Annotated in this window: 25 protein-coding genes and 1 pseudogene; 13 read left to right on the top strand and 13 right to left on the bottom strand. The window is 58.4% G+C overall.

What is annotated here, in order from left to right; translation table 11 throughout:
• Positions 1–263 precede the first annotated feature (263 nt).
• Positions 264–1523, bottom strand: a complete 1260-nt coding sequence (locus BW940_RS19400; RefSeq protein WP_076610828.1) for an orc1/cdc6 family replication initiation protein — start codon at positions 1521–1523, stop codon at positions 264–266.
• Between the two features lie 712 nt (positions 1524–2235).
• Between BW940_RS19400 and BW940_RS19395 the strand changes: the two genes are divergently transcribed.
• Together BW940_RS19395 and mobA are read left to right on the top strand one after the other, a co-directional pair.
• Complete coding sequence (locus BW940_RS19395) at positions 2236–2664, top strand: arsenate-mycothiol transferase ArsC (protein WP_076610827.1); 429 nt, start codon at positions 2236–2238, stop codon at positions 2662–2664.
• Positions 2630–3109, top strand: a complete 480-nt coding sequence (gene mobA, locus BW940_RS19390; protein WP_159440197.1) for a molybdenum cofactor guanylyltransferase — start codon at positions 2630–2632, stop codon at positions 3107–3109. Before BW940_RS19395 ends, mobA begins: the two co-directional genes overlap by 35 nt.
• Before the next feature lie 21 nt (positions 3110–3130).
• Here the strand turns inward: mobA and BW940_RS19385 are convergent, their stop codons facing one another.
• The 5 genes from BW940_RS19385 to BW940_RS19365 all read right to left on the bottom strand — a co-directional run bounded on the left by BW940_RS19385 (position 3131) and on the right by BW940_RS19365 (position 7005).
• On the bottom strand, positions 3131–3412 hold the full coding sequence (locus BW940_RS19385) for a hypothetical protein (RefSeq protein ID WP_076610825.1): 282 nt from the start codon (positions 3410–3412) through the stop codon (positions 3131–3133).
• A 420-nt stretch (positions 3413–3832) separates the two neighbouring features.
• Positions 3833–4759 carry a universal stress protein gene (locus BW940_RS19380; protein ID WP_076610824.1) on the bottom strand — a complete coding sequence of 309 codons (927 nt, stop codon included), beginning with the start codon at positions 4757–4759 and terminating at the stop codon, positions 3833–3835.
• A gap of 16 nt (positions 4760–4775) precedes the next feature.
• Positions 4776–5954: an ACR3 family arsenite efflux transporter gene (gene arsB, locus BW940_RS19375; RefSeq protein WP_076610823.1), complete on the bottom strand. Its 1179-nt coding sequence runs from the start codon at positions 5952–5954 to the stop codon at positions 4776–4778.
• A 92-nt stretch (positions 5955–6046) separates the two neighbouring features.
• Positions 6047–6502 (bottom strand): RidA family protein, encoded by a 456-nt coding sequence (locus BW940_RS22430; RefSeq protein WP_076610822.1) that lies wholly within the window; start codon positions 6500–6502, stop codon positions 6047–6049.
• Positions 6503–6615: 113 nt separating this feature from the next.
• The gene (locus BW940_RS19365; protein WP_076610821.1) at positions 6616–7005 is read right to left on the bottom strand and encodes an ArsR/SmtB family transcription factor; all 390 of its coding nucleotides are present in this window, start codon (positions 7003–7005) and stop codon (positions 6616–6618) included.
• Between the two features lie 418 nt (positions 7006–7423).
• Here BW940_RS19365 and BW940_RS19360 point away from each other — a divergent pair, with 418 nt between their 5' ends.
• The 8 genes and pseudogenes from BW940_RS19360 (at position 7424) to BW940_RS22575 (ending at position 15829) form a co-directional block, all read left to right on the top strand.
• Complete coding sequence (locus tag BW940_RS19360; RefSeq protein ID WP_076610820.1) at positions 7424–7858, top strand: toxin transporter; 435 nt, start codon at positions 7424–7426, stop codon at positions 7856–7858.
• Between the two features lie 422 nt (positions 7859–8280).
• Complete coding sequence (locus BW940_RS19355) at positions 8281–9441, top strand: tyrosine-type recombinase/integrase (RefSeq protein ID WP_076610819.1); 1161 nt, start codon at positions 8281–8283, stop codon at positions 9439–9441.
• 539 nt (positions 9442–9980) lie between these two features.
• Positions 9981–10718 carry a polysaccharide deacetylase family protein gene (locus BW940_RS19350; protein ID WP_076610818.1) on the top strand — a complete coding sequence of 246 codons (738 nt, stop codon included), beginning with the start codon at positions 9981–9983 and terminating at the stop codon, positions 10716–10718.
• A 131-nt stretch (positions 10719–10849) separates the two neighbouring features.
• Positions 10850–12259, top strand: a complete 1410-nt coding sequence (locus BW940_RS19345) for an FAD-binding oxidoreductase (RefSeq protein WP_076610817.1) — start codon at positions 10850–10852, stop codon at positions 12257–12259.
• A 278-nt stretch (positions 12260–12537) separates the two neighbouring features.
• On the top strand, positions 12538–12864 hold the full coding sequence (locus BW940_RS19340; RefSeq protein WP_076610816.1) for a hypothetical protein: 327 nt from the start codon (positions 12538–12540) through the stop codon (positions 12862–12864).
• Entirely contained in the window at positions 12861–13454 is a 594-nt protein-coding gene (locus BW940_RS22220; RefSeq protein WP_235847865.1) for an NAD(P)-binding domain-containing protein, read from the top strand. The genes BW940_RS19340 and BW940_RS22220 overlap by 4 nt, the downstream gene beginning before the upstream one ends.
• Positions 13385–14077: an NAD(P)-binding domain-containing protein gene (locus BW940_RS22215; protein WP_235847864.1), complete on the top strand. Its 693-nt coding sequence runs from the start codon at positions 13385–13387 to the stop codon at positions 14075–14077. Before BW940_RS22220 ends, BW940_RS22215 begins: the two co-directional genes overlap by 70 nt.
• 11 nt (positions 14078–14088) lie before the next feature.
• Positions 14089–15829, top strand: a pseudogene (locus BW940_RS22575) (nucleoside recognition domain-containing protein).
• A 167-nt stretch (positions 15830–15996) separates the two neighbouring features.
• On the opposite strand, the gene BW940_RS22425 reads toward BW940_RS22575, so the two are convergent.
• The 5 genes from BW940_RS22425 to BW940_RS19310 all read right to left on the bottom strand — a co-directional run bounded on the left by BW940_RS22425 (position 15997) and on the right by BW940_RS19310 (position 18267).
• Positions 15997–16149 carry a C2H2-type zinc finger protein gene (locus BW940_RS22425; RefSeq protein WP_268875565.1) on the bottom strand — a complete coding sequence of 51 codons (153 nt, stop codon included), beginning with the start codon at positions 16147–16149 and terminating at the stop codon, positions 15997–15999.
• A 186-nt stretch (positions 16150–16335) separates the two neighbouring features.
• Positions 16336–16533, bottom strand: coding sequence for a 30S ribosomal protein S14 (locus BW940_RS19325; RefSeq protein WP_076610815.1), 198 nt, complete (start codon positions 16531–16533; stop codon positions 16336–16338).
• The gene (locus BW940_RS19320) at positions 16530–16787 is read right to left on the bottom strand and encodes a hypothetical protein (RefSeq protein ID WP_076610814.1); all 258 of its coding nucleotides are present in this window, start codon (positions 16785–16787) and stop codon (positions 16530–16532) included. The genes BW940_RS19325 and BW940_RS19320 overlap by 4 nt, the downstream gene beginning before the upstream one ends.
• Before the next feature lie 11 nt (positions 16788–16798).
• On the bottom strand, positions 16799–16984 hold the full coding sequence (locus tag BW940_RS22715) for a DUF7511 domain-containing protein (protein WP_449406684.1): 186 nt from the start codon (positions 16982–16984) through the stop codon (positions 16799–16801).
• A 23-nt stretch (positions 16985–17007) separates the two neighbouring features.
• A complete protein-coding gene (locus BW940_RS19310) occupies positions 17008–18267 on the bottom strand; it encodes a GTP-binding protein (protein ID WP_076610812.1) in 1260 nt (419 codons plus the stop codon).
• A gap of 104 nt (positions 18268–18371) precedes the next feature.
• Here BW940_RS19310 and BW940_RS19305 point away from each other — a divergent pair, with 104 nt between their 5' ends.
• Entirely contained in the window at positions 18372–19640 is a 1269-nt protein-coding gene (locus tag BW940_RS19305; protein WP_076610811.1) for an FAD/NAD(P)-binding protein, read from the top strand.
• A gap of 36 nt (positions 19641–19676) precedes the next feature.
• Here the strand turns inward: BW940_RS19305 and BW940_RS19300 are convergent, their stop codons facing one another.
• The gene (locus BW940_RS19300) at positions 19677–20930 is read right to left on the bottom strand and encodes an FAD/NAD(P)-binding protein (protein WP_076610836.1); all 1254 of its coding nucleotides are present in this window, start codon (positions 20928–20930) and stop codon (positions 19677–19679) included.
• A 594-nt stretch (positions 20931–21524) separates the two neighbouring features.
• Between BW940_RS19300 and BW940_RS19290 the strand changes: the two genes are divergently transcribed.
• Both BW940_RS19290 and BW940_RS19285 read left to right on the top strand, forming a co-directional pair.
• A complete protein-coding gene (locus BW940_RS19290) occupies positions 21525–22190 on the top strand; it encodes an HAD family hydrolase (RefSeq protein ID WP_076610809.1) in 666 nt (221 codons plus the stop codon).
• 303 nt (positions 22191–22493) lie between these two features.
• The gene (locus tag BW940_RS19285) at positions 22494–22835 is read left to right on the top strand and encodes a CBS domain-containing protein (protein WP_076610808.1); all 342 of its coding nucleotides are present in this window, start codon (positions 22494–22496) and stop codon (positions 22833–22835) included.
• 44 nt (positions 22836–22879) lie between these two features.
• Here BW940_RS19285 and BW940_RS19280 read toward each other — a convergent pair whose 3' ends face one another.
• Positions 22880–23179: a DUF6360 family protein gene (locus tag BW940_RS19280; protein WP_173834924.1), complete on the bottom strand. Its 300-nt coding sequence runs from the start codon at positions 23177–23179 to the stop codon at positions 22880–22882.
• Positions 23180–23467: the final 288 nt, after the last annotated feature.

The following is a 23467-nucleotide window of genomic DNA, read 5'->3' as shown; positions in this document are numbered from 1 at the left end:
TGCTTGCTACCTGTTGTTTGCAGCTGTCAAGGCAACTGTTGTTGATCGTATTTCCGGAAGAGTTGGATCTTGAGGCCTCAGCTGTCGGTCAAAATTACGAGAGCTATCAGTTTGGTGCTAGTCACCAACACCGCCATGTCCGCTGTTCTCAAGAGACAGCAAAGAGAAACAGCGGACATGGTGGTGTTGAGTAGCATTGGCACAGACGTTCCCAAAGAAGTGACGTCGTTTGTTCCTTGAGAAAGGGGATTCCGCGCGACCGCTTAATTGAATTCGGTTAGCGAGGCATTCTCGTCAGTCGACTCACCAGCTGCAAGATGGCCCTGAAGAGAGTCATGGACGCCAACATCGTTGAGAACGTCATCTAATGCCGAAAGAATGAGGTCGAGATCCATATCGAGCGTATATTCACGGTAGGTACCACCACGACGTCCCTCGTTTCGCTCGGTGACCGAGACGAGCCCGAGCATGGCGAGTTCCGAGAGGTGATCGCGCATCCGACGTGGGACGAGTGGATCACGGCCGGCTCGCTGGGCAAAGCTCGTATATCGCGGGCGGACGTCCCGTGACCGAATCGGCGTCTCGTCCTGAAGGTGGAGCGTAAGCAACGAGTACAAAACGAGATGACCGTGTTGGGTGAGTCCGCTAATTCCCTCTTCGATACGGCCACGTTCCAGATCGTGACGGCCTGCTTCGACGTGGGTTTCAGTGACAGTAACCGTCTCTTCTTCCTCTCGAGCGAGGTCGCCAGCTTTCATCAGCAGGTCGATCGATTGCCGGGCATCGCCGGCGTCTTTGGCCCCATAGGCAGCACAGAGCGGGATCACTGCATCGTCGAGAACATCCTCGTGGAACGCAACAGCAGCACGCTGTTCGAGGATCTTCTGGAGGTCGCCTGCATCGTATGCAGGAAAGTGAATCTCCTGTTCACACAGCGAACTTTTCACTTTCGGTGAGAGATCGTCCCGGAACGAGAAGTCGTTTGAGATTCCGATAATTCCAATCTTCGCGGCAGAGAGGTTGTTGTTCGCACGGGCTCGAGGGAGTTGGTAGAGAATCGAGTCGTCCTCAACGTGATCGACCTCATCGAGGACGATGAGATTGGTGCCAGCGGTCTCATCGAGGTCTTCCCACAACATTTCGTAGACGGTCGCCCGTGGATAGCCGGTCGTACTGATCTGATTCGTTTCGTCCCGGAGTTCGTTGACGAGACGCGTTGCGATCTGGTACGAAGACGTGAGCCCGTCACAGTTGAGAAAGGTGAGATGAAGATCGATATCGTCGTACTGGCTCGCATCTTCCTCGAGATGAGAGAGGAGATACCGGGTCGCTGCAGTCTTTCCGACGCCGGTCTTCCCGTAGAGAAAGACGTTGTTCGGTTGCTCACCATTGATTACTGGCTGGAGTGCGGTCTGGTACATCTGGATCTCTTCGTCACGACCGACGAGCTGTGCCGGCTGATAATCCTCTCGTAGTGCATCTCGATTTTTGTAGATCTCAGTATCACGCTCGAACAACCCCATTCACAATCACTACAAGACTGTTAACCACTATCTTTTATAAAACCACCGTGTCCGCAGTGTCCGCTGTTCTATTTGTTTATTACATTTCTCGAAACACACCCCCCCCACTTTGTCCGCAGTAACTAGCTGAGAAGGTGGGGTGGGGGGAGGGGAGGGGTGAACGTGGCTCTCTAGAAGAGAAGGTTTTAATATACCACAGCGAGAGTTAGTCCGTACTGCAACAGCATTGTATCTTGTATGTAGTTAAGAGATATCTTAACTGCATACAAGTTGAAATTATATTTCTCTCACACCCCTCCCCCCTCTTTTTCGGAAGAACAGCGGACAAAGTGGGGGGGGTGTGTGAAACCGATCTTCTACGCAGTATTGCTCACTTGTTGCTCCCGTCTTTGTAGCTCAGATATCCGTTTTGCAGTGGATCAGATCTTACCAAATCAGACGTCTCTCCTGCTCTAACACTGGACTTTCGACTTTCCAACGGCCAACCCTTTCTTCTCTATTGGCAGCTTCTCTTGTCTCTCTTTTCCGCTAGCACATCTTCATATCGTCTACCACACCACCATGTCCGCTGTTCTTTCGAAGAGAGGAGACTGTGATGGCGAGAACTGCGGACATGGTGGTGTGTTGCCTTCTTGTATGATACGTACTTCGAGCTCGGTTGTCAGTACTCTGAACCAGAAGACAGTTGATTTGCGATTGTCTTTAGCCGTCTATGAGGTTCGCCTTTGTCTGTGTTCAAAATGCAGGACGGAGCCAGATGGCTTCCGCGTTCGCCGAACGCGAACGTGACCAGCGAAACAGTGACGAGTCGATCGAGGTATTGACCGGTGGGACGCAACCGGCTGACACCATTCATCAATCGGTCGTCGAAGTCATGGATGAAGTCGATATTGACCTACGCAACCGCTCTCCTCGAGAGATCACGCACGAAGACCTCCAAGACTGCGACTACGTCGTTACGATGGGCTGTTCCGCCGAGGGGGTCTGCCCCGCAACCTGGAGTGGTGAGAACCGAGATTGGGGACTCGATGACCCACACGGGAAAGACCTCGAGACGGTTCGTAACATACGGGATGAAATCGAGCGTCGAGTTATCGCGCTGTTCGATGAACTCACATCCTCACAGCAGTCTGCGACGTAACTCACAGCAGTCCGTGGTCAAAAACCACCACATCATGTTCGCTGTCATCGAAGGAGTCGACGAACAGGTTCTCGTGCTCGGGTGTGACTTCCCGCTTATCCAGACGAGCACACTATCGTGTCTGCTCGATCGCCTCGAGAACACTGCTGTCGTTTCTGCTGTTGACGGGCGAAAACCTGACTGTGTGCTGCCGCTCACCGATGGGCAGCCCCAACCGCTCTGTGGTGCGTACTCCGTCGACGCTCTCGAGGCGGCAATCGGTGCGCTCAGCAATGCCCGCAATCAGTCGTTCGGTGACGTTCTCGACCACCTGAACGTTGTGCCGATCTCTCACGAACGACTTCCCGGTCGCTCCGCAACGTTCGAGAACGTAAACATCCGGGATGACCTCCGAACCGCTCGAGCGAGCGTCCAAAATGAGCGCAGAAACTATCGTCGCCACTGAATTTTCAGACCGGGTGTCGTATCAGTCATCGCCGACCGTGAACGGACTGCAGCGGGGACACGTCTGTGGGTCCTCACAGTCGAACGTCTCGGTGGAGTCCACATCCCGGTATAGCGCAGGTTCTTGTTTCGTTCGCGTTTGTCCCGCGGCATAGGTACTCGTTCCGGACTGCGTGTTGGTAATCGAGTAGAGTCCGTCTTTCGACCGGGTATCAGCGTAGATGCCGTGCTGGGTCGGTTCCTCCGACGCGAGGTTCGACAGTGTGTCGAACAGCTTTTTGCTGTAGTTTGTGATCCCAGTCATTTGCCTTCACTACTCAATTGAAGATCTATTCAAGTAAAACCTTCGGTTGTTGGGGGAGACTGATCCACTACAGTATCCGTTGGCTCGAGATGCCGTTCATTTGCGCTTGCTCATAGGGATTCTCGTAGCCAGCCGGTTGTCTCTATCCAGCTGTGGAGTTTCCGTGGCTCGGTCTCCGTGCCGCAAATCTATGAATATCTATGAGAATCCCTATCAGATACCGCGATGCTCGAGTGAAGAATTGTGAACGTATTGGCTCAGTCCAGAACGATCGGATTCGAATCGGAGTTACGAGTACTCAAGGAAAAAGCCGTGTTTCCGATCGAGAGAGAGCATGTTTTTGTGACGCCCATGATCAGTCGTGGACGGTCTCACCTGAACGCTGTGACCATGGGCATCGTAATCGGCTTATACTACCGGTCAGTGGCTCTCGTTGTCGGCACGGAGACGATCGGAGTCCGGACGAACTGTCAGGACTGGAATCACTGCAGTTCGAACGACTTCATCGGTAACGCTCCCGACGAGTGCCCGTTCGAACCCACCACGTCCGGCGGTCCCCATCGCGATCAGATCGATGCCTTCCGTGTCAGCATAGTCGACGATTCCCTCGGCCGGAACGCCGTTTCTGGTCGTGGTGACGACGTCTACATCGAGGGCTTGAGCCTCGGCGGCTAGCTCATCGAGAACGTCGGTCGCCTGCTCGCGGAGTTCGTCCGCGATATCGACGTCCGCATCGGCAAGCGCCGAGAGGATCTGTGCCCGATCGTTGTTGATTACTGAGAGGAGATGAACCGTTGCGTCGAGTTTGGCTGCGAGCGCGAAGCCGCGCTGGACCACCGTTTCGGCAGTGTCGCTTCCGTCGGTCGGAAGCAAGATCGAATCGACAGTCGTCTCCTCGTCGGCTGCAGTGGCTGTCTTCGGGGTGGTCGTCACGACCGGAACCGGCGCAGTTCGGATGACCTTGTCGGCGACGCTCCCGACGACGGCGCGCGTGACACCGCCGCGCCCGGACGTGCCGATGGCGATGGCATCGATAGCGTGCTCGTCGGCATAGTCGACGATCTCCTTGCTGGGAATCCCCTCACGAGTTATCGCGGTGGCCTCGAGCCCACGTTCGGTCGCGGCGTCTCGAAGGGATGTCGCTCGAGCGGTCGCCTGTTTGCGGAGTTGGTCTCGGATCGATTGAGAATCACCCGAGTACCCTGCACCGGTCGCGATGCTACTGTCTGCCACCGAGAGAACGTGGACTGTCGCATCACATTGGGCTGCGAGATCGAACCCACGTTGGGCAGCGGTTTCGGCTGGGTCGCTTCCATCGGTTGGAATCAGGAGAGTCTCGATTGTCATGATCTGGCAGTAGTGATTAGTCGTCCGTACTGGACTCTGTGGGTTCGGTATCGACTGGGGCTACCTCCTCGAGCCGACCAGTTTCGTAGCCAGCCCAGTCGAACTTCTGCTGGAAGTAGATGGCGACGTTAACCAGCGCCAACAACACCGGGACCTCGATGAGTGGTCCGATGACGGTCGCGAAGGCGACGCCGGAGCCGACGCCGAACACCGCGACGGCAACGGCGATCGCGAGTTCGAAGTTGTTCGAGGCGGCGGTAAAGCCGATCGCCGTCGTCGTCGAGTAGTCCGCACCGATACTCCGCCCCATCGCGAAGCTCACGAAGAACATCACGACGAAGTAGATCGTCAGCGGGACGGCGATCCAGAGGACGTCGGTCGGCCGGGCGACGATGTTGTCGCCCTGCGTTGCGAACATCACGATCACGGTGAACAAGAGCGCGATCAGGGTGACGGGACTGATCGTCGGGACGAACTCTTCTTTGTACCATTCTTCGCTCTTGGCTCGGACCCCGCCAAAGCGGGTCAGGATCCCACCGGCGAAGGGAACACCGAGGAAGATCGCGATCGCCCAGAATACCTGTTCGACCGTAATGTCGAACGTGTCGATGCCGGCGACCATCGCTTCCAGTCCGAGCAGTGGCGGGAGGACGAGGGCGAAAAACCAGATGTACACCCCGTAGGTGATGATCTGGAAGATGCTGTTGAACGCAACCAGTCCGGCGGCGTACTCGCTCGAGCCGTCTGCGAGGTCGTTCCAGACGAGCACCATCGCGATACAGCGGGCCATTCCGATGAAAATCAATCCGAGGAAGTACTCGGGACGGGCAGGGAACCAGGGGACAATCCCACTGAAAAAGACCACTGCCAGTGCGAACATCAGCGTCGGGCCGATGATCCAGTTCTGGATCAGACTCAGACTGAGCACACGCCACTGGCTGAACACCCGCGGTAGCTGGCCGTAGTTGACTTTCGCCAGCGGTGGATACATCATCGCGATGAGTCCGATCTCAACGAGGTGATACTCCTGAATCGGATCGACAACTGCCGGCGCGATGTAGCCGAGGCCGACACCAACTCCCATTGCGGCGAAGATCCAGACGGTCAGGTACTTGTCGAGAAAGTCCATCGACCGTGGGTCCCCACAGTCCGGACAGCCACAGTCCGGTCCATGTTTGTGATCGAGATCACTCACCGGGGATCACCTCTGGCGGATACCCATTGGTCTGTACGCCGATTCGACGTTTAGTCCGTGTTACAATCATCTCAACGTTCATCTGTTTCCTCTTATTCGTCAGCAGCGATGACATCGAGTTGAACAGCTGCGTCACCAGGAAGTGAACAGACGCCGACCGTCGTTCGTGGTGGATACTCGCCATCGAACCGCTCCTGATACACGGTATCCGCACTGTCCCAGTCCACCGCCTCGGTCAGTTGAACTGTTACTTTCAGTACGTCTGTGAGGTCCACGTCCCGCGCCGAGCGGACGGACTCGAGTTCGTCAAAATACGCTGTCATCTGGTTTTCGATTGAACGTCTGTTCAGTATTTCTCCATCGTTTTCGGGGAGTATTCTCTCGAGAAAAATGAGGTCAGAGTGTCCGGTTCGGCTACCGAACGCGCCAACGTTTTCAGTCCCGTCGCGCTGGCGCTTGCTTTTGCTGCTGAATCGAGTGACAGGGCTCGATCCGTCGTCGGTCGTCTGGGGGTGCTCGTTTGTACCGTCTGTGGACGGGTGGGACACAGTTCACTTGAGAGTCTACTCAGATATAAATGTGGCCTTCTACTCGGGAATTGTAAAGAATACTCCGTTACGTGCGTGATGATATCATGAAGGACGAACGTATTGTGTCGGTGTCAGCGTGATCCGTCGAGAACGGTGAGAAGCGCACTTGCTCGGCTGGTTGCGCGATACTTCCGCCACCGGCCGTCTTTCCGTTTCGTTACGAGACCAGCGTCGACGAGTTTCGAGAGTGCATGGCTCACAGCGCTATCGCTGACGTCGACAAGCGGCGTAATCTCACAGACACACAGTTCGTTGTCCGCCTCGACCAGCAACCGGACGAGCCGATACCGCGTCTCGTTACCGAGTGCTGACAGCGTTTGTACGTCGTTCGAAATGATATCCTCATCGAGCAACCCCTCGAGCGTATCGAGGTCCTCGAGTCGAGCTTGAAGATCATCGTTCTGACACTCGCCGAGTTCGTCCTCGAGATACCGACGAAGTCGATCGGCTGTTTCAGACATTGGCTAATAGTTGTCTATTCTCTCAAATAAGCGTTCCGTCAGGGCAGTGTCTCGACTCTCTCGAGTTCACGATATCATAGCGACTGATACGGTTTACATACGTGCTCGCCCGACAGATGTACTCGACACGTGACCGTTTCAGCTGTTGTCATTTGGAGCCTGGCAACCACATCCTCGTACCCAATTATATAGTATCGAATACATATCTCCAGTATTCTCAACCGTACTACTACTGGGTTGCCAGTCAGCTTGATATTTCACTCGAAACTGTTGTCGGGATTCATATTACTGTTCGGAATGGGTCCTTCTCGGGTACCATGCCGTAGAAGCGACGGTTGCCAGTTCGACGAGGGGATGGCGACGAGACGAGCCGTTCTGACACGCAGTACCCGACATGCAGTAACATAAAACACTAATCATGAAACGCGCATTTTCACTTGTACTGACTCTCGCATTGATCGGCAGCCTCGCATTTGTGGGGTTCGCTGGAACAGCAGCTGCAGACGCGACCATCAAGAACAACGCTGACCTCGGACAGGACACAAATGCGGAGACCGACCAGGCTCAGGACTCTGACCAGGCTGCTGCTCAGGACGCCGCAAACCAGCAGGAACAGGCCGCTACGCAGTCCAATGCAGCCTGGCTCGGTGATAACATCGCGCTGTCAGTCCACGGTAATGCTGACGCCTCGAACAGTGTCGACCAGCAGAACGAACTCGACCAAGAGCAAAACGCCGGAATCGACCAAGGTATCGACCAAGAGTCCGACCAGGATCAGGACGCTGAGACCGACGCTGACAGTAACTTCAACCAGTTCCTCGAGATACTCGACGCCATTAATTTCGGTCTCTGATACCGGAACTATTGCTTAGTTCCGTCTACATCATATATTTTATTATTAACTCTGTTCTCATGAACGCCAGTAGCCTCGTCATGCCGACTGGGTTATAAACCAGAAAATATCCCAACTCAGCGGTGCGATGCCATGGGAAGCCTCGCTGTCGTCGGGCGTAGCCCGACTGCTTGAGGGAGCTCCGTTCCCTCTCCGTTTACGGCGAGGAGGAGGTCACCCTCCGAAACTGTGTATGAATGGATATGGTTTGAATTTATGTAGCATTATATGATTTATAAACTCTCTTGAACACGAGTGTTACGTCTACAACGCTCGAGACGAGTGTGTTCGACAGAGTAATGCAGATTTTGATCCTACTTTAGATTAGGCGAGTAATTACAAGTACCCTTATTGTCCCCAACGCCGTATAGTCATTGTAGTTGATGGAATCCAGCACTTCCGGGGCTCCACGCCAGGAGACGCCGCTCGAGGATGCCCTTGCGGCGTGTCTCGAGAACAAGGGGACGCTCTCACCGAACTATCGCCGAAACTTCGAGCGGGTCGTCACCGATTGGATCGGATTTTGCGAGCGCCGCGACGTCGAGACGATCGGCACCGTCACCGACCGAACGATGGCCGGCTACGCGAGCCACCTCGCTCGACGCATCGAGGCCGGTAAATCCAGCGACGTCGACGGTGGGATCACCGAGACGACAGCGTGGACGTACTACGATTACGTCTCGGCGTTTCTCTCGTGGACCGTCAGATGGGGCTATCTCGTCGAAAACCCGGCGGAGAAAGCCCAAGCTCGAGATAGCATGCCCGATCGTCCCTCGAGTGGCGAGTACGACCGGCAGTTCTGGCAACCTGCGCAGCGACAGACGGTTTTGGAGTACGTTCGACGGCGCGCTGTGAGTGCCTCTCGAGATCCTGTCGCTCCAACACCGATTCTACACAAACGGCTGCGCGATCGCGCACTCGTCGCCACGATCGCCTTTTCGGGCGTCCGTGGTGGCGAGGTCCTGAAGGATCCGGCCGACTCGCGCCGAACTGGGTTGCAGTGGGCCGATGTCGACCTCGAGGAGGGAGTCTGCTGGATTCTCGGCAAGAACCAGAACCGTGAGCCGGCCCAGCTTCCTGGGCAGGTCGTAGGGCCACTGGAACGCTGGTACGATGCCTACGATCCACCAAGCGACGAGTGGCCGGTCTTTCCCTCGATGCACGTGCCGACGCTCTCGAAGCGGATTCGGACGGCGCTTGGCGCCGACGAATGCGATCGCCTGGTTGCACAGCACCACCACTGGGAGATCGTTCTCGAGCACGAAGTCACCCCGTCTGCGATTACGACCGAGGGTGGTCGATCCGTCTTGAAACGACTGAGTAAGCAGGCGGACGTCCCCGGGTTGGCGCTCGAAGATGGCGAGTATCTCACACTCCACGGTGGCCGTCGTGGCGTCGGCGAACTCCTCTATCGAGAGATGAGCCACGAACAGGCCCAGCGGACGCTTCGCCACGCTGACCCCCAGACGACGAGTGAAATGTACTCGCATATCGAAACGAGCGAATTAGCTGCGGATAACACTGCAGTGTTTGAAAACGAGTGACCTACTTTTATTGTGCACAATCACGCAGTCGAGTCTGCGGCATCAGTGCTGGAGGCCGCTCCCCTCGAACTGGCTGTCCTATTGTGGCCTTGACACGCCAGACATCGGAAACCGAGTGGGATCGACTCAACGCGAGCTCGGCCGTAGTTGAGTCCCAATCATCATGCTCCGCGTATAGGACACCACAAAGACAACTACATCCGTAGCAGGGCTAAATGAGTTCTATTCATCAGACACGTCATCTAGAAGAATTTCAGACATTGTTTCTGTTCTAGTCTTCTGTTTCTGCCTCTCGTGAAAAGTGGGGGGGAGGGGGCGAAACCCCGCGTCGTGTCATCTCGACTTCGGTGTTCATGCTGTCGTAATTTCGAGATTATTTCAACGAATATTAGAACTTCTAAAAACCCGTAAAATATGGAAGGTGTCTCTATTTGTAGTGTGTCCTACTCTTCACCACTCTCACTGCTCTCAAAGTCTCGGTTTGGGGGCTTTAGTTACCAGGAAGGCTTAATCGATGACGAATCGACATACAGACCAGTATGCGACCAGCTAACGAGGCAAAACTCAGGGAGTTTGAGACGTGGTTGAGCTTGCTCACCGATGGCGAGCTCCCGGAGCGACACAAATGGAAGGCGTGGTTCTGCGTCGCTGAATACGAACAACCGGATTTCGAAGCCGTCTCAGCGCTCCTCCAAGACAATGATGCCTCAGGGAGTTTCGTGTTTCTCGGACGCGATGCCGAGAAACAGGCTGAAATCATGGAGGTGCTTGCTGCCGACGGGCACGAAATCGCGTTTCACTCGCATCGCCATCACGCGTATAATGATCTCTCCTACGACGACGCTCACGATGCCATCACGACTGGATTGGCAGCCATCAAGGATGCGACGGGACTCTCTCCGGATGGCTTCTTTGCCCCGTTCTTGAAACTCAGCGACGGGACAGTTCGAGCGATCGAGGAGGTCGGCTTCGAATGGGTACTCGGAATGACTGACAACGAACCCGATGGCATCGAGATCACACCGCCAGTGATCCCGTTCGATACGGAACGCATGGAGGACCACAGCCCATCCGAGACGATGGAGACGTTGCGAGCGGAAGCCGAGGCCGGTGGCGCACCGTTCCTTTTCCATCCACCGGTTATCGAGTACAACGATGGGATGGACGCCTTCGAGGACTGGATTCGTGCAGTCGAACCCGTCACCGTCGCCGAGCAGATTACGTCGGGAGGGACAGGCATGGTCCTCGACTGTGTGCGACCGGTCCGCCTCGAGTGAACCAGCCGGAGTGCCTTGAGGTACATTGCGGGACGTCCATGCAGCGGTTGCATGACCAGCAGTGGCTGCCCAATTGTCACGAGTTGCCTATCTATTCGTCGTGATCGTACCTTGACTGGGGGACATGGCTAATGACGATCACCGCTCCGATCGACGAACCCGAATACGAAACGCTTGCTCAAGATACCCATGGCACGGTGCTCCGGCCTAGAGACGACGGCTACGACGAGGCCCGATCGATCTGGAACGCGATGATCGACCGGGAACCGACCGTAATCGTCTGCCCCGCCGGGGCAGCCGACGTGATGACCGCAGTGGCGTTTGCCCGCGATCGCGACCTCCCGCTCTCCGTCAAAGGCGGCGGTCACAACGTCGCCGGTAACGCCATCTGTGACGACGGTCTCACGATCGATCTGTCCTCGATGTCGTCGGTGCGAGTCGATCCCACAACCCAGACAGCCCGCGTCGGGCCCGGTGCAACGATGGCCGACCTCGACCACGAGACGCAGGCGTTCGGCCTCGCGACGCCCGGCGGCGTCATCTCGACGACCGGCGTCGCCGGGGTCACACTCGGCGGCGGGATCGGGTGGCTCAGCCGGAAATACGGCCTCTTGATCGATAACCTTCGCTCGGTCGATGTCGTCACTGCGGACGGGAAGTTCGTAACCGCAACCGAAGACGAGAACCCGGACCTCTTCTGGGCGATCCGCGGCGGCAGCGGTAACTTCGGGATCATCACGTCGTTCGAATTCGATCTCCACGAAGTCGGCCCGGAAGTGCTCTTCGGGCCGATCGTCTACCCATACGAGGACGCAGCCGACGTGCTCGCCCGCTACGAGTCGTTCACTCGAGATGCGCCGCGGGAGTGTACCGTCTGGGCGAACAGCGTCGCGGCGCCGCCGCTCCCGTTCCTTCCCGAAGCGATCCATGGAACGACAGTTCTCATACTGATGGGGTTCTACGCCGGCGATCACGATGAGGGCGAGGCGGTGCTCGAACCGCTCCGCGAGTACGGCGATCCCATCGCTGACGCCGTCGAACCGATGCGCTATACCGAGGTGCAGAGCCTGCTGGACGATCTGTACGCTGAGGGGGCCCGAAACTACTGGAAAGCGCCCAATTTCACGGCTCTTACCGAAGAGACCATCGACACGATAATCGACTCCGCCGAACGATCTCCGACCCCGCAATCCGAGGTCCTTATCCACCAAGTCGGCGGGGCCGTCAACGACGTCGCGTCGGATGCGACCGCATATCCACACCGGGACACGGAGTACATCGTAACCGTCGGCGCGCGCTGGGAAGATGCGGCGAACGACGACGAGTGCATCGCGTGGGTGCGGGAGTGTCACGATGCGCTCGCTGAAGGCGCAACGGGAGGGACGTACGTCAACTTCGAGGGCGACCGCGAGGGCCGTGAGCGGAACGCATACAGCGAGAACTACGATCGACTCGTCGAGTTGAAAAACGAGTACGACCCGGAGAATCTCTTCCGGCTGAATCAAAACATAAAGCCAGCAGACGAGAAGCGGCGTCAATAGCCTCGGGATCAAGCCACGTGGCATCTGCCGTGGTAACGTACACGACGCGATCTGACGATCGGTACACGAACGTTTCGGAACGTGACTAGCTACGAGATCCCAGAATTTGCACTGGGGACATCACCCCAACAATAGGCACCTATTGAAACGAAGCCATCTCTCATCGCGATCACGTACACTACCAACTCTTCCCGCCACAATTACTATAACAATGATTGATTTTAACAGCATTTAATAATACTGGACATAATATTACTAAGTATGTGAGAAGGGCATCGATGACGGCTGATTCGATAACGTACGATCTCACCCGCAAGCCGAGGTATGCAACGACGATCTTCACCGGTCTCTTTGTCGGTGGGACGATCGCACTGGCGGGCGGTGAGTCGCTCGCACACCAACTGATACTGACGGCAGTGATCGCAACGATCGCAAGCGGCGGTTCGCACTGGGCACTGTGTCGACTCACGGCAGCCGTCACCGAGGGAACCGGCTCCTATCGGATCGTGTACCCGACACACGAGAGCGCGACGAGAGTCGAGCGCACGCACGGAGCCAGCGGACGAGACGCAAGTGACGAATCGACACCGGTGGGTCCCCGATGACACTCCCGAAAGACGTCGACGTTGTGGTCGTCGGTGCGGGGGCTGCTGGAATCGGTACCGGCGTTGCGCTCTCACACCTCGAGCTCGAGACGGTGATCCTCGAGCGTGACGAGATCGGCGCGTCGTTTCGTCGGTGGCCCGACGAGATGCGATTTATCACCCCGTCGTTCCCGAGCAACAGCTTCGAGCTGACTGATCTGAATGCGGTCACGCCCAACACGTCACCAGCGGTCACGCTCGACCGGGAGCATCCAAGCGGCGACGAGTACGCCGACTACCTCGAGGCAGTCGCCGACTTCCACGAGCTCTCGGTCGAGACCGGTGTCGAGGTAACGGGACTCCGAAACCGGGACGCCGAGACGGGGACGACTCCTGCGTCGACAGAGTCGGACGCCGCTCCGGCCGTCGACGGCGGATTCGTTCTCGAGACGACCGACGAGCGCGTTCACAGCGAGTCCGTCGTCTGGGCGACCGGCCAGTTCGGCTCTCCGCGACAGGACGTCTTTCCCGGCGCCGACGCGTGCAGCCACACCAGCGAGGTCAGTCGTGGGCCGACCACGCGTCCGCGTGCAGTACGGACGACTTCCTGATCATCGGCGGCTACGAGAGCGGCATCGATGCCGCCGTTGCGCTCGTCGAGGCCGGGTGTCGAGTCCGCGTGCTCGACCGCGGCGAGCCGTGGGCGACTCGCGGTCCCGACCCCAGCGAGGTGCTGTCTCCGTACACCATAGAGCGCCTCGAGTCGGTGGCGGACAGCGATCGATTGCTCGTCGACGGCGGTGCCATTGTCGAGGAGGTCCGTCGCGACGACGACGGCTGTTTCGAGGTTCGCGCTCGAGCCGCCGACGGGTACGAACTCCCTGAGGACGAGTCTTCGACGTACACCGTGCCGACCCGTCCGATCCTGGCGACCGGCTTCGAGCCAACTCTTGGGCCGGCCGCCGATTGCTTCCCGCGTGAGAAAGGCATCGTTCAGCTGACGGACCGGGACGAGTCGCCGACGACTCCTGGCCTGTTCCTCGCCGGACCGGACGTGACCCACAACGGCGTCAAGTTCTGCTTCATCTACAAGTTCAGAGCTCGGTTCCCGATTACCGCCGAAACGATCGGCCGCCGGCTCGGCGTCGAGACCGATCCGCTCGACGTCTACCGGGAGCAGAACATGTACCTCGGGGATCTGTCGTGCTGTGAGCCGGAGATGTGTGACTGTTAAGACGGACTCGAATGACCAACCAAGACCAAAACCGAGCGACGAAGCAACGCGAAAGCACCGACCGAGAAACCGTCGTCGTGGTCGGCAAGGAAAGCGTCGGCAAGTCCGAACTCGTGTCGTCGCTGACGGGCGACCGGCCGACGAGCGGCAACTTCCGCGGGACGACCGTTCGAAGCGAGCGGTACACGACGGCCGAATACGAGTTCGTGGATACACCCGGGATCGTTCTGGACCAGGATACCGAAGCGACGCGCGACGCGCTGTCCCAGGTTTCCGACGATGAAACCGTGATGCTCGTCGTGCCGGCGACGGCCATCGATGACGACCTCGAGGACCTGCTCCCGCTGGTCGAGGGGCATCTCGGCACGGTCGTCGTCACCTTCTGGGACAAAGTCGAGGACACCACCGAGACGGGTCGCGCTCTCGAGATGCTGAGCGCCGATCTCGGCGTCCCGGTCGTCTCGGTCGACGCCCGCGACGTGGCCCGCCCGATCGCAGACGGCGGTACCGCGAGCCCCGGTCCTGCGGGTGGTTGCGACGAGCACGCACGGATTATGAACGCCCTCGAGCAGCCGGGTCCGTTTCCGTCTCGAGCAGCCGGGTCCGTTTCCGTCTCGAGCCAGACGGTCCGTTGGAACGCGGCTCGAGCCGCCGCGGACGGTCTTCGAGTGGGATTATGTCGGTCCGCTGGTGAGCGCGCTGTTGTTGCTCGTTCCGGCGGCGCTTGCGGTATGGTTTGCGAACACGCTCGCCGGCGAACTCAATCCGCTCGTGGGTGCGGCGTTCGATCCGGCGGTTGCGTGGGCAGCGACGTTGCCGGAACTGTTCGTGACCGTGCTGGCGACCGAGTACGGGTTCCTCTCGATGGGACCCTTCCTGTTCGTCTGGGCGGGGCCGACGGTGCTCATCTTCGCGGTCGTCCTCGGCATCTACAAGAACACCGGGCTGGTCACGCGGATGACCGTCTCCCTGCATCCGACGATGCGGCGGTTCGGACTCACGGGACGGGACCTCGTCCGCGTCGTGATGGGCTTTGGCTGTAACGTCCCGGCGGTCGTGAACACGCGGTCGTGTTCTGACTGCACCCGGTGTACGACGATCTCCGCGATCTCGTTCGGGTCGGCCTGTTCCTACCAGTTTCCCGCGACGCTCGCCGTCTTCGCCGCCATCGGAATGGGGTGGCTCGTCGGCCCGTACCTGCTCGTGCTCACCGTGACGACGCTGCTCTACGTCGTGGTGATCGCGCCACCGGAGGCTCGGCAGTCGTCGCCGATGATCGACCGGCGGACGTTCCTCCAGTGGCCGGATCCCAGAGCCGTCGCCCGCGAGGCTTGGAGCGCACTGCGGGAGTTCTTCGCGAAGGCGCTGCCGATCTTCGCGCTCATTACGTTCGTCGCGGCGATCCTCGATCGGGTCGGCGTCATCGACGCGCTGGGATCCGTTCTTGGGCCGGCAATGAGTGCGTTCAACCTGCCCGCCGATGCCGCGCTAACGGTTGTCCTCGCCTCGATTCGGAAGGACGGTATCGCCCTGTTGACCGCCGAGGGCGGAGTTGCTGCGACGCTCTCGCCCATCCAGGTGCTCGTCACGGTCTATCTGGCGGGGGTGTTGCTGCCGTGTCTGGTGACCGCGTTTACGGTCGCTCGAGAGGTCTCGCCGACGTGGGCGCTCCGAATGATGGGTCGGCAAGCCGGCGCCGCGATCGGCTTTGCGATCGTAATCGCCTGGGGCGGGACCCTGCTGTTCGGTTGAGATCGGTTTCCAACAGAAAAAACACTCTGCCGAAAACGGACGTTCACGGTGGGTGCTTTGCCCGTTCTCGAACTCTCGACGCTAGTCAAATAGTTCGGATGTGCGGGTGTCTGCCGGTTTCGTGTGCCGGAGGCGCTCTGCTCCGGTCCGCCTTCCGGAAGGTCCGTTCAGTGGTTTTGATGAATGTGATCTCGCAATTCGTCCGTCGCGTCGAATTGCTCGTTGCACTCCGCACAGGTGTTGTGATGCAGCGCGACGTGTTGAGTGACACCGGCGGCTGACTGGAACTCGGCGTCGCAGCTGGAACAGGTGTATGCCATAGCGATAACAACTGAAGCGCCCTGACATAAAAACGATTACTAGGATTTAGCCATCGGAACCGGGTAAATTTTAACAATTACGGCGTCGCGGATCGTACCGCGGCGACAGTCTTTCAACGGTACGCGACAGTCGTTATCGACGGGTATCCTCCTCTCGTCTCGGCATTTCGAACCGTCAGTGGTCGATCAGTCGTACTTTCGAAAGCCCATCTCGCGGGCCAGCTCTCGAAACGACTGTCGACACAGCCAGATATCGTACTTCCCGATCAAGCCCTGTTCTCGACCCGTGTCCCTGCAGACGTGTTCGTTTCCGGTCCGTTCGCCGTCCGAGCCAGCATCGTCGGTTGTTTCGCCCGTGGAATCGATCGACGCGTCACCGGTCATGCTAACTCCCCTGCCCGCCGTCTCAGTGACGGTTCGATCGCCGTGTCCTCGGAGAGCTCCTCGAGAACAGTCGTGGCGTTACAGTCGGACAAACCGTTGAGTGCGTGACGACGGAACTCGCCGCGGAGGCCGCCCATTCGGACGAGAACACCGAGGTTCGTCGTCTCGCCAGCTCGGACGAGTGTATCGACCGCTTCGTAGCGTTGCGTTCGTGAAACGTTCTTCTTGACTGCTGTTTGGAATGTCGTAGACATCGTTCAGTGGGTTATCGTGCGTTTTCGAGTATGCAATACGAGCCTTCGTGGGCCGAGATCCACGCCGTCACCAGCGAGTCCTCTGACGCGATCGAGTAGATCGTACACAGATCCGGCCCCGAGTCCGTCGGTTCGACGATCGCGAGACATTCCGGCGCTGGCTGCTCGACGGCCGGTGGTGATCTCGCTTCGGTCACGTGGTCGTTCGAGTCCTGGCGAGTCAATTTGCGATTCCGATCTCTTCTTGGCGATCGTGTTCTCCCTCTTCGACCGCTTCGGGCTCCTCGAACGTCGGGAAGCGATCGTCGAAGGCCGCCCAATCGGCATCCATCTCCTCATCAGTGAGCAGACAGAGTTCGAGGTGGTTCCGGACCGACTCGTGGTCCATCTCGGTCCCGATGACGACCAGTCGTGTTCCACGGTCACCCCACTCGTCGTCCCAGCTCTCCTCGAGTTCGGGGTGGGCTTCGAACTGCTCCTCGCGTTCTTCGGGTGGGTGGGTTGCGATCCAGTTCCCGGCGGGTGCGACTCGGATCGACCGCCCGGCGACGTTCAGCATGAGCGCCATTTCCTCGCGACCGGCGAGCCAGAAGTGGCCCTTCGATCGAACGACGGTCTCCGGGAACGCATCGAGCAGGTCCGCAAAGCGCTCGGGGTGGAACGGCCGTCGCGCCTCGAAGACGAACGAGGTCACACCGTGTTCTTCCTCGGCCGATTCGTGAGGCTCCTGAAGTTCCTGCATCCAGCCGGCCGATCGACTGGCTTCCTCGAAATCGAACCGACCGGTGTCGATGACGTCATCAGGGTCGACTCGGCCGTGAGTCGTCCGAACGACCTCCGCTCGTGGTTGGAGCGTCTCGAGGGTCGCTTCGATCTCGGCAAGCGTCGCCTCGTCGACGAGGTCACACTTGTTCAACAGGAGGACGTCACAGAACTCTACCTGTTCGACGAGCAGGTCACCGAGGTGTTTTTTCGTCCCGTCGTCGTCGAGAATCTCGTCCGACTGCATCGCCTCGTTGAACTGATGGGCGTCGACGACCGTCACCGTCGTGTCGAGGTGACAGCCCTCGAGCGGTTCGATCCCCGTCTCTTCGTAGAACTCGGTAGGATCGAGGTCCGACTGGTCGAAGCCGAGTGTCAGCGTCTGTGCGACGGGGAGCGGTTCGGCGACGCCCGTCGACTCGACGATGATCGCGTCGAACTCTTGATCGCGCGTGAGTCCGCCGATCGCATCGAGCAGATCACCGCGCAGTTCACAACAGATACAGCCGTTCGAGAGTTCGATCAGTTCCTCTTCGTCGGCCGAGATGTCCGATGATTCGGCGACGAGGTCCGCGTCGACGTTCACTTCGCCCATGTCGTTGACGAGTACGGCGAGCTCACGGTCACCGCTCTCGCACAGCAGGTGATTGAGCGTGGTGGTCTTCCCGGCGCCGAGCGTCCCGGATAGTACCGTCACGGGGATTGTTTGATCTTCCATTCGTTGCCAACACTACACTCTACAGTAATATAAGTTATTATCTTTTACAAAGATATTATTAACCGGCGGCGATTGTCCTCGGACACTGACGCCACGTATCCCGTATGACGACACGAAACTCAACCCGAAAGTTCGGCTGTACCATCGTCGGAGGCGGTATCCACGGCACGTACCTCGCCCAGCGTCTCCTCGACGAGACTCCGTACGACAGGTCCGACGTTCGCATCGTCGATCCTCACGATCGGTTGCTAGCATCGTTCCGCGAGAAAGCGAGGGCCTGCGGCATGGACACCCTCCGATCGACGTTCGTTCACCACGTCGGAACCGACCCGTTCGGTCTCGAGAGTTTCGCTGAAGCGAACGATCGGGAAGACGAACTCGTTCCGACAGTTGACTATCCGCCACGGCCATCTCTCGAGCTCTTCGTCGATTACTCGGACCACGTGATCGAACGGGCGGATCTCGAATCGCTGCATCGCCAAGCCACCGTCGAGGCGATTCACGAACTCCCTGATGCGACGGGGCTTCGGCTCGAGACGACTGCGGGCCCCATCGATACCGACCACTGCGTCTTGGCGATCGGCCACGGCGGTCGGTACCGATGGCCCGACTGGGCGACCGATTTCGACGGCGTCGAACACGTCTGGGACGGATTCGATCCCGACGCGTCGGTCGACCGAACCATCGTCGTCGGCGGCGGCATTACGGCCGCACAGCTCGCGTGTGAGTTGGGCGAGACGGAGTCGGTGGCCCTGCTCTCACGACACCCCCTCGAGTGGGAAGTCTCCGAGGCGGATCCCCCGTGGATCAACTGGTCACACGTCGAACGAAACCTCCACGTCCATCCACCTGGCTCGAGCGACCGCTTCGAGGTGATCTCGGACGCTCGACACACCGCGACGGTTCCGCCGTCTCTCTACGCCACACTCGAAGAGCGGACCAGCGACGGTGCGCTCACCCTCGCACAGGGAGCCGTCGACTCGGCGGCGAACGAAGACGGGTCGGTTCGGCTTTCCTTAGACCACGGGCTACAGGTGCTCGGCGGCCGCGTCGTCCTCGCGACCGGGTTCGAACCGGCCTTCGACCACCCGTTCGTCGACCGGATCGCCGACGAACTCGAACTGGCTCGTGGCTATCGAGGGATGCCCGTTCTCGACGACGATACGCTCGTCTGGCAACGCGACGATGGAGGATTCGTTCCGGTCTACGTCTCTGGGGCACTCGCGCTCGGCTCGGTCGGGCCGTATGCGCCCAATATTCCGGGAGCCAGACGAGCCGGCGATCGGATCACGGCTGCTATCACGCGGCGCCTTCGCCGTTCACCAGCGGACGGGACGAACGAGTCGGCGCACGGAACGGAACTGTCCAACTGAGCTGACACAGCGTGGCGGCGACGAAGGGGGGTCCATTCATAACCGGGCTTCCTGTTTCCCGACATCGAGTTCGGACTCGAGGAACCCGACGATCAGCTCTCCCGCTCGTCTGGCCCCGATCACGTTCCGAGCGAACGGGCCGAGGACCTGCTGTGCGGCGACGCCGGAAACCGCAACACGCGAGGGCGTTCCATCCTGACGTCTCCATCGAAGCGTGTCGTCGTCGAGAACGGGCGCTCCACGGTAGCCCGTCCGCAGCGTCGATTGCTGGCGGAGGTGGCGAAACAGCTTCCCGTCGTACGGCGATCCGAACCCCGTCGCACAGACCAGTTCGTCGAGGCAGAACGCGCTGCCGTCCCGACAGGTGGCGACGACAGTGCTGCCGGCTTCGGTCGCGACCGTTATTTCGGATCGTTCGAGTTCGATCCGCTCTTGTTCGAGCGCTCGCCGGAGTCGGCGAAACACGTACGGCGGCATCGCGCCGTCGTATCGAGCGTCAGCGACCAGTTCTTCGCGAGCCTGCGATGCCGGTGGGTGTGCGTGGAGTCTCTCGGTAACGCCCGAGAAATGCATCCAGTCGGTGCTCGCCTCGAGTGTCTCCACGTAAAACGGGCTTCGGGCGAACAGCACGACATCACGTCCCGGCAGTTGGGCGAGTGTCGTCGCGAGCTGTGCGGCCGTGATGCCGCCACCGACGATGCCGACGGACGACGTCTCGCCGATTGCGTCGGGGTCGAACGCCGGATCCCAGACGTGAGTCACTGACCGTGCCGAGACCAGTTCAGTCGCCCACTCCGGATACGTAAACGAGTGACCGTGTCCGACAGCGAGTAGACACCACTGGGAGGCGATTCGGCCTTGAGTGGTCTCGATCTCGACGCTACGCCGAGCCTCTTCGATATCAGTCGCCCGTGCGTCCAGACGGACCGACTCGAGGTCGTATCGATCGCAGAGCCACTCGGCGTGGTCGAAAAACAGCGACGCAGTCGGTCGCTCTGCACCGACCGTCGTCGGACAAAGTTCATTCTCGCGCCCGCGCGCTCGAGCGAAATCCCTGAGCGAGAACGGATCGGTCGCGACGTGATGGACGAGCGGTGATCTGAACTCGACCATTCCACACTGACGACACTTTCGACGAAACGACTCGAGGAGTCCAGCAGGATCGACGATACGTAACTCGTGTCGGTCGATCAGGTCCGCTTGCAGGAGCCGAACGGCCAGGTGAACGCCGTGGACACCGCCACCGACGATCGTGACAACCGTGTCGGTGTCGGTATTCGTCTCCGTCATCGACATCCTACGATCCATCGACGGCAGAACTACGCTCGACTCGAGAATGGATACTGGATATTCCCCAGTTACTCCCGTTGTCGGCGTTCCAGCCTGTGTTCGTCGCGCTGCCGGCAGTTTCACTCGAAAGGGGCCGCGTCGTACTCGGTAGTTTCGAACGAGCCGATGAGCGGAGTAGCGTTTGCTCGCTCACTGATTCCGACGGTGACGATCGGCTGTCCGTTCCGTTCACGCGTCCTGAAGCGATTGCCGTCGAAATACCCGTCTCGTCACAAGCGGTTTGACACAGATCACGGTCGTGGCCGTTTTTTGTGGTCCGATCTCGGTTGGCTTCGTCGACACAGATATTACTAATAACACTCCACTCAGTAATCAAAATTACTATCTTATCCATCTCTCTTAATAATACTGGCGTACGAGAGAACGGGTGAAACACACGATACCGCGAACTGTTTCGCTGAGGCGATCAGTCACGTATCGCTACCGCGTCGACAGCTACACTCGGTTCGAAGCCACTACTGCTCGACAATTCAACACCTGTTGAAAACGTCCGGAACCGATAGTCTCAGTAGGATCTCCGACAATACCCTGACGATGATTTGCCAGCGGTACGATGGCCTCCTCCTCGATCATGACGGTGTGATCGTCACGCTCTGTTCACAGCACGTGTTGCGAGACGCCGCGATCGACGCGTTCACTGATCTGGGGATTTCGGACCCAAGCACCGACGACGTCGACACGATCATGATTCGAGTTGTAGAGGCCGAACTGCGGGCTGTTGCGGATCGACACGACGTAGACCCCGATCGGCTCTGGCAATGCCGTGAGGAGCGAATCGAGTCGGCGCTTCGGGCGGAAACCAAGGCCGGGAGAAAAGCGCCGTACGACGATGTTGCGTGTCTCAAGCGCGTCGACGTGCCGCTCGGAATCGTGAGCAACAACCAGACCAGAATCGTCGAGTTCGTCCTCCGAGAGTATGGTCTTCTGAAACAGTTCGAGACGATTCGAGCCAGGGAGCCGACCCGCGCCAGTCTTCACAAAAAGAAGCCCGACCCGACGTATCTCGAGGCAGCAGCCACGGATCTCGGCTGTTCGAATCCGCTGTATGTCGGCGACAGCGAAAGCGACGTGATCGCCGGACAGCGCGCGGGGTTCGACACCGTCTTTCTCCGTCGGGAGCACAACGCAGCGTCTCAACTCGAGACGGGGGAGACTGTGGAACTTGAGAGTCTCGAGGCGGTTATCGAGAGAATACAGTAATATCCTGCCTGGTGTTTACGCCGGGATTTCCACCACGGGTGAGATACCAGCAAGAGAGACACACCACGATCGCTAATTCAACCCTCAACCTGTCGCTTATCACCATAATCACCGTGGATGCTTATTAAAAATGATCAAATGTCTATTTCTTCTTTCCTCCAATTCAGTTTACTTACGACCGGTCAAAAATTGGGCGGAGTGAGATAGCACTTCGACGGAACAGTTGTGCCATTCGGAAAAAACATGACAGTGCTTTTCGTACATAGTTGTGTGACTGCCACAAACAAAACAGTTGACGACGTGATGTCGACACCGTTAGAGATGGTCTCGAAAGACGCGACACTCGAGGAGGCTGCAACGCTGATGACCGATGGCGAGATCAGCGCCCTAGTTGTCTCGACGGACCCACCGTCTATTATTACGAGCACTGATATCGTCGCTGCTGCCGCTGATGGGCACGCACCGACGGATCTCACGGTCTCTGACGTGATGACGAAATCTGTTGAGACCGTTCCGCCAGATCTCTACCTACAGCAGGTCGCTGCAATGATGACCAATTTCGGCATCAAACATCTTCCGGTCACCGATGGTGACGATTATATTGGCATGGTTTCTTCGACCGACGTCGCTGCTCAACTGTCCTGACTCCTGTCGATCCAGCAGCCAATCTGATCGCCCCTGGGCAACTGCTACTCTGCTCTTTTACCACTCTCAGTTGCTTTCTCGACTCGTTTCGCGTGTTTCTCGAGATCTACTGCAATCTCGCGCGCCTGCGCGGGCGTTAACCGAAGTTCCTCCATGTGTGCAGGCAGGTGTTCTTCGGTCATGTTGTCGAGTTCGAACTGCAACTTAATACAGTCGGGATTTTTCTTTTTTGCCGTTGCGTTCACGACGGCGAGCGATTCCGTTTCGAAATCATGTCCTTTTGCAACCGCATCGACGAGCTCGAGCGTCGTGTACGCGTTGACTTTCATCAATCGATCAACCATCTATCTGCCCCGCTAGAGCGTTCGAACACACTTATAATGATGCTGTAAGCTTTCTTTTGAAGCTCCTGTAAGCATGATTGGTACTCACTCTCGTTGAAGCCGTGGTTCGCAGGCCTTATATATACACCCGGGACTATCGATATATACGCAGAAGATGAGGACTCCACACCTGCGGTCCGCCGTATAGATGGGGTCTGATGTTAGCCTTGGTAGTTCGGTGACGCCTGATCGGTCGTCGATCTGTGGTCACCGAACGTGGACCCATTTATGTGTGAGTGTGTATTCGAA

This window comes from Natronorubrum thiooxidans (assembly GCF_900156475.1).
Classification (GTDB): domain Archaea; phylum Halobacteriota; class Halobacteria; order Halobacteriales; family Natrialbaceae; genus Natronorubrum; species Natronorubrum thiooxidans.
This window is presented reverse-complemented; position numbering and strand designations above follow the sequence as displayed.

Bases quoted from the DNA above. Each gene is read 5' to 3' on its own strand.
- BW940_RS19400 (WP_076610828.1), bottom strand. From the start codon at position 1,523: ATGGGGTTGTTCGAGCGTGATACTGAGATCTACAAAAATCGAGATGCA.
- BW940_RS19395 (WP_076610827.1), top strand. From the start codon at position 2,236: ATGAGGTTCGCCTTTGTCTGTGTTCAAAATGCAGGACGGAGCCAGATG.
- mobA (WP_159440197.1), top strand. From the start codon at position 2,630: ATGAACTCACATCCTCACAGCAGTCTGCGACGTAACTCACAGCAGTCC.
- BW940_RS19385 (WP_076610825.1), bottom strand. From the start codon at position 3,412: ATGACTGGGATCACAAACTACAGCAAAAAGCTGTTCGACACACTGTCG.
- BW940_RS19380 (WP_076610824.1), bottom strand. From the start codon at position 4,759: ATGACAATCGAGACTCTCCTGATTCCAACCGATGGAAGCGACCCAGCC.
- BW940_RS19365 (WP_076610821.1), bottom strand. From the start codon at position 7,005: ATGTCTGAAACAGCCGATCGACTTCGTCGGTATCTCGAGGACGAACTC.
- BW940_RS19360 (WP_076610820.1), top strand. From the start codon at position 7,424: ATGAAACGCGCATTTTCACTTGTACTGACTCTCGCATTGATCGGCAGC.
- BW940_RS19355 (WP_076610819.1), top strand. From the start codon at position 8,281: ATGGAATCCAGCACTTCCGGGGCTCCACGCCAGGAGACGCCGCTCGAG.
- BW940_RS19350 (WP_076610818.1), top strand. From the start codon at position 9,981: ATGCGACCAGCTAACGAGGCAAAACTCAGGGAGTTTGAGACGTGGTTG.
- BW940_RS19345 (WP_076610817.1), top strand. From the start codon at position 10,850: ATGACGATCACCGCTCCGATCGACGAACCCGAATACGAAACGCTTGCT.
- BW940_RS19340 (WP_076610816.1), top strand. From the start codon at position 12,538: ATGACGGCTGATTCGATAACGTACGATCTCACCCGCAAGCCGAGGTAT.
- BW940_RS22220 (WP_235847865.1), top strand. From the start codon at position 12,861: ATGACACTCCCGAAAGACGTCGACGTTGTGGTCGTCGGTGCGGGGGCT.
- BW940_RS22425 (WP_268875565.1), bottom strand. From the start codon at position 16,149: ATGGCATACACCTGTTCCAGCTGCGACGCCGAGTTCCAGTCAGCCGCC.
- BW940_RS19325 (WP_076610815.1), bottom strand. From the start codon at position 16,533: ATGACCGGTGACGCGTCGATCGATTCCACGGGCGAAACAACCGACGAT.
- BW940_RS19320 (WP_076610814.1), bottom strand. From the start codon at position 16,787: ATGTCTACGACATTCCAAACAGCAGTCAAGAAGAACGTTTCACGAACG.
- BW940_RS19310 (WP_076610812.1), bottom strand. From the start codon at position 18,267: ATGGAAGATCAAACAATCCCCGTGACGGTACTATCCGGGACGCTCGGC.
- BW940_RS19305 (WP_076610811.1), top strand. From the start codon at position 18,372: ATGACGACACGAAACTCAACCCGAAAGTTCGGCTGTACCATCGTCGGA.
- BW940_RS19300 (WP_076610836.1), bottom strand. From the start codon at position 20,930: ATGACGGAGACGAATACCGACACCGACACGGTTGTCACGATCGTCGGT.
- BW940_RS19290 (WP_076610809.1), top strand. From the start codon at position 21,525: ATGATTTGCCAGCGGTACGATGGCCTCCTCCTCGATCATGACGGTGTG.
- BW940_RS19285 (WP_076610808.1), top strand. From the start codon at position 22,494: ATGTCGACACCGTTAGAGATGGTCTCGAAAGACGCGACACTCGAGGAG.
- BW940_RS19280 (WP_173834924.1), bottom strand. From the start codon at position 23,179: ATGGTTGATCGATTGATGAAAGTCAACGCGTACACGACGCTCGAGCTC.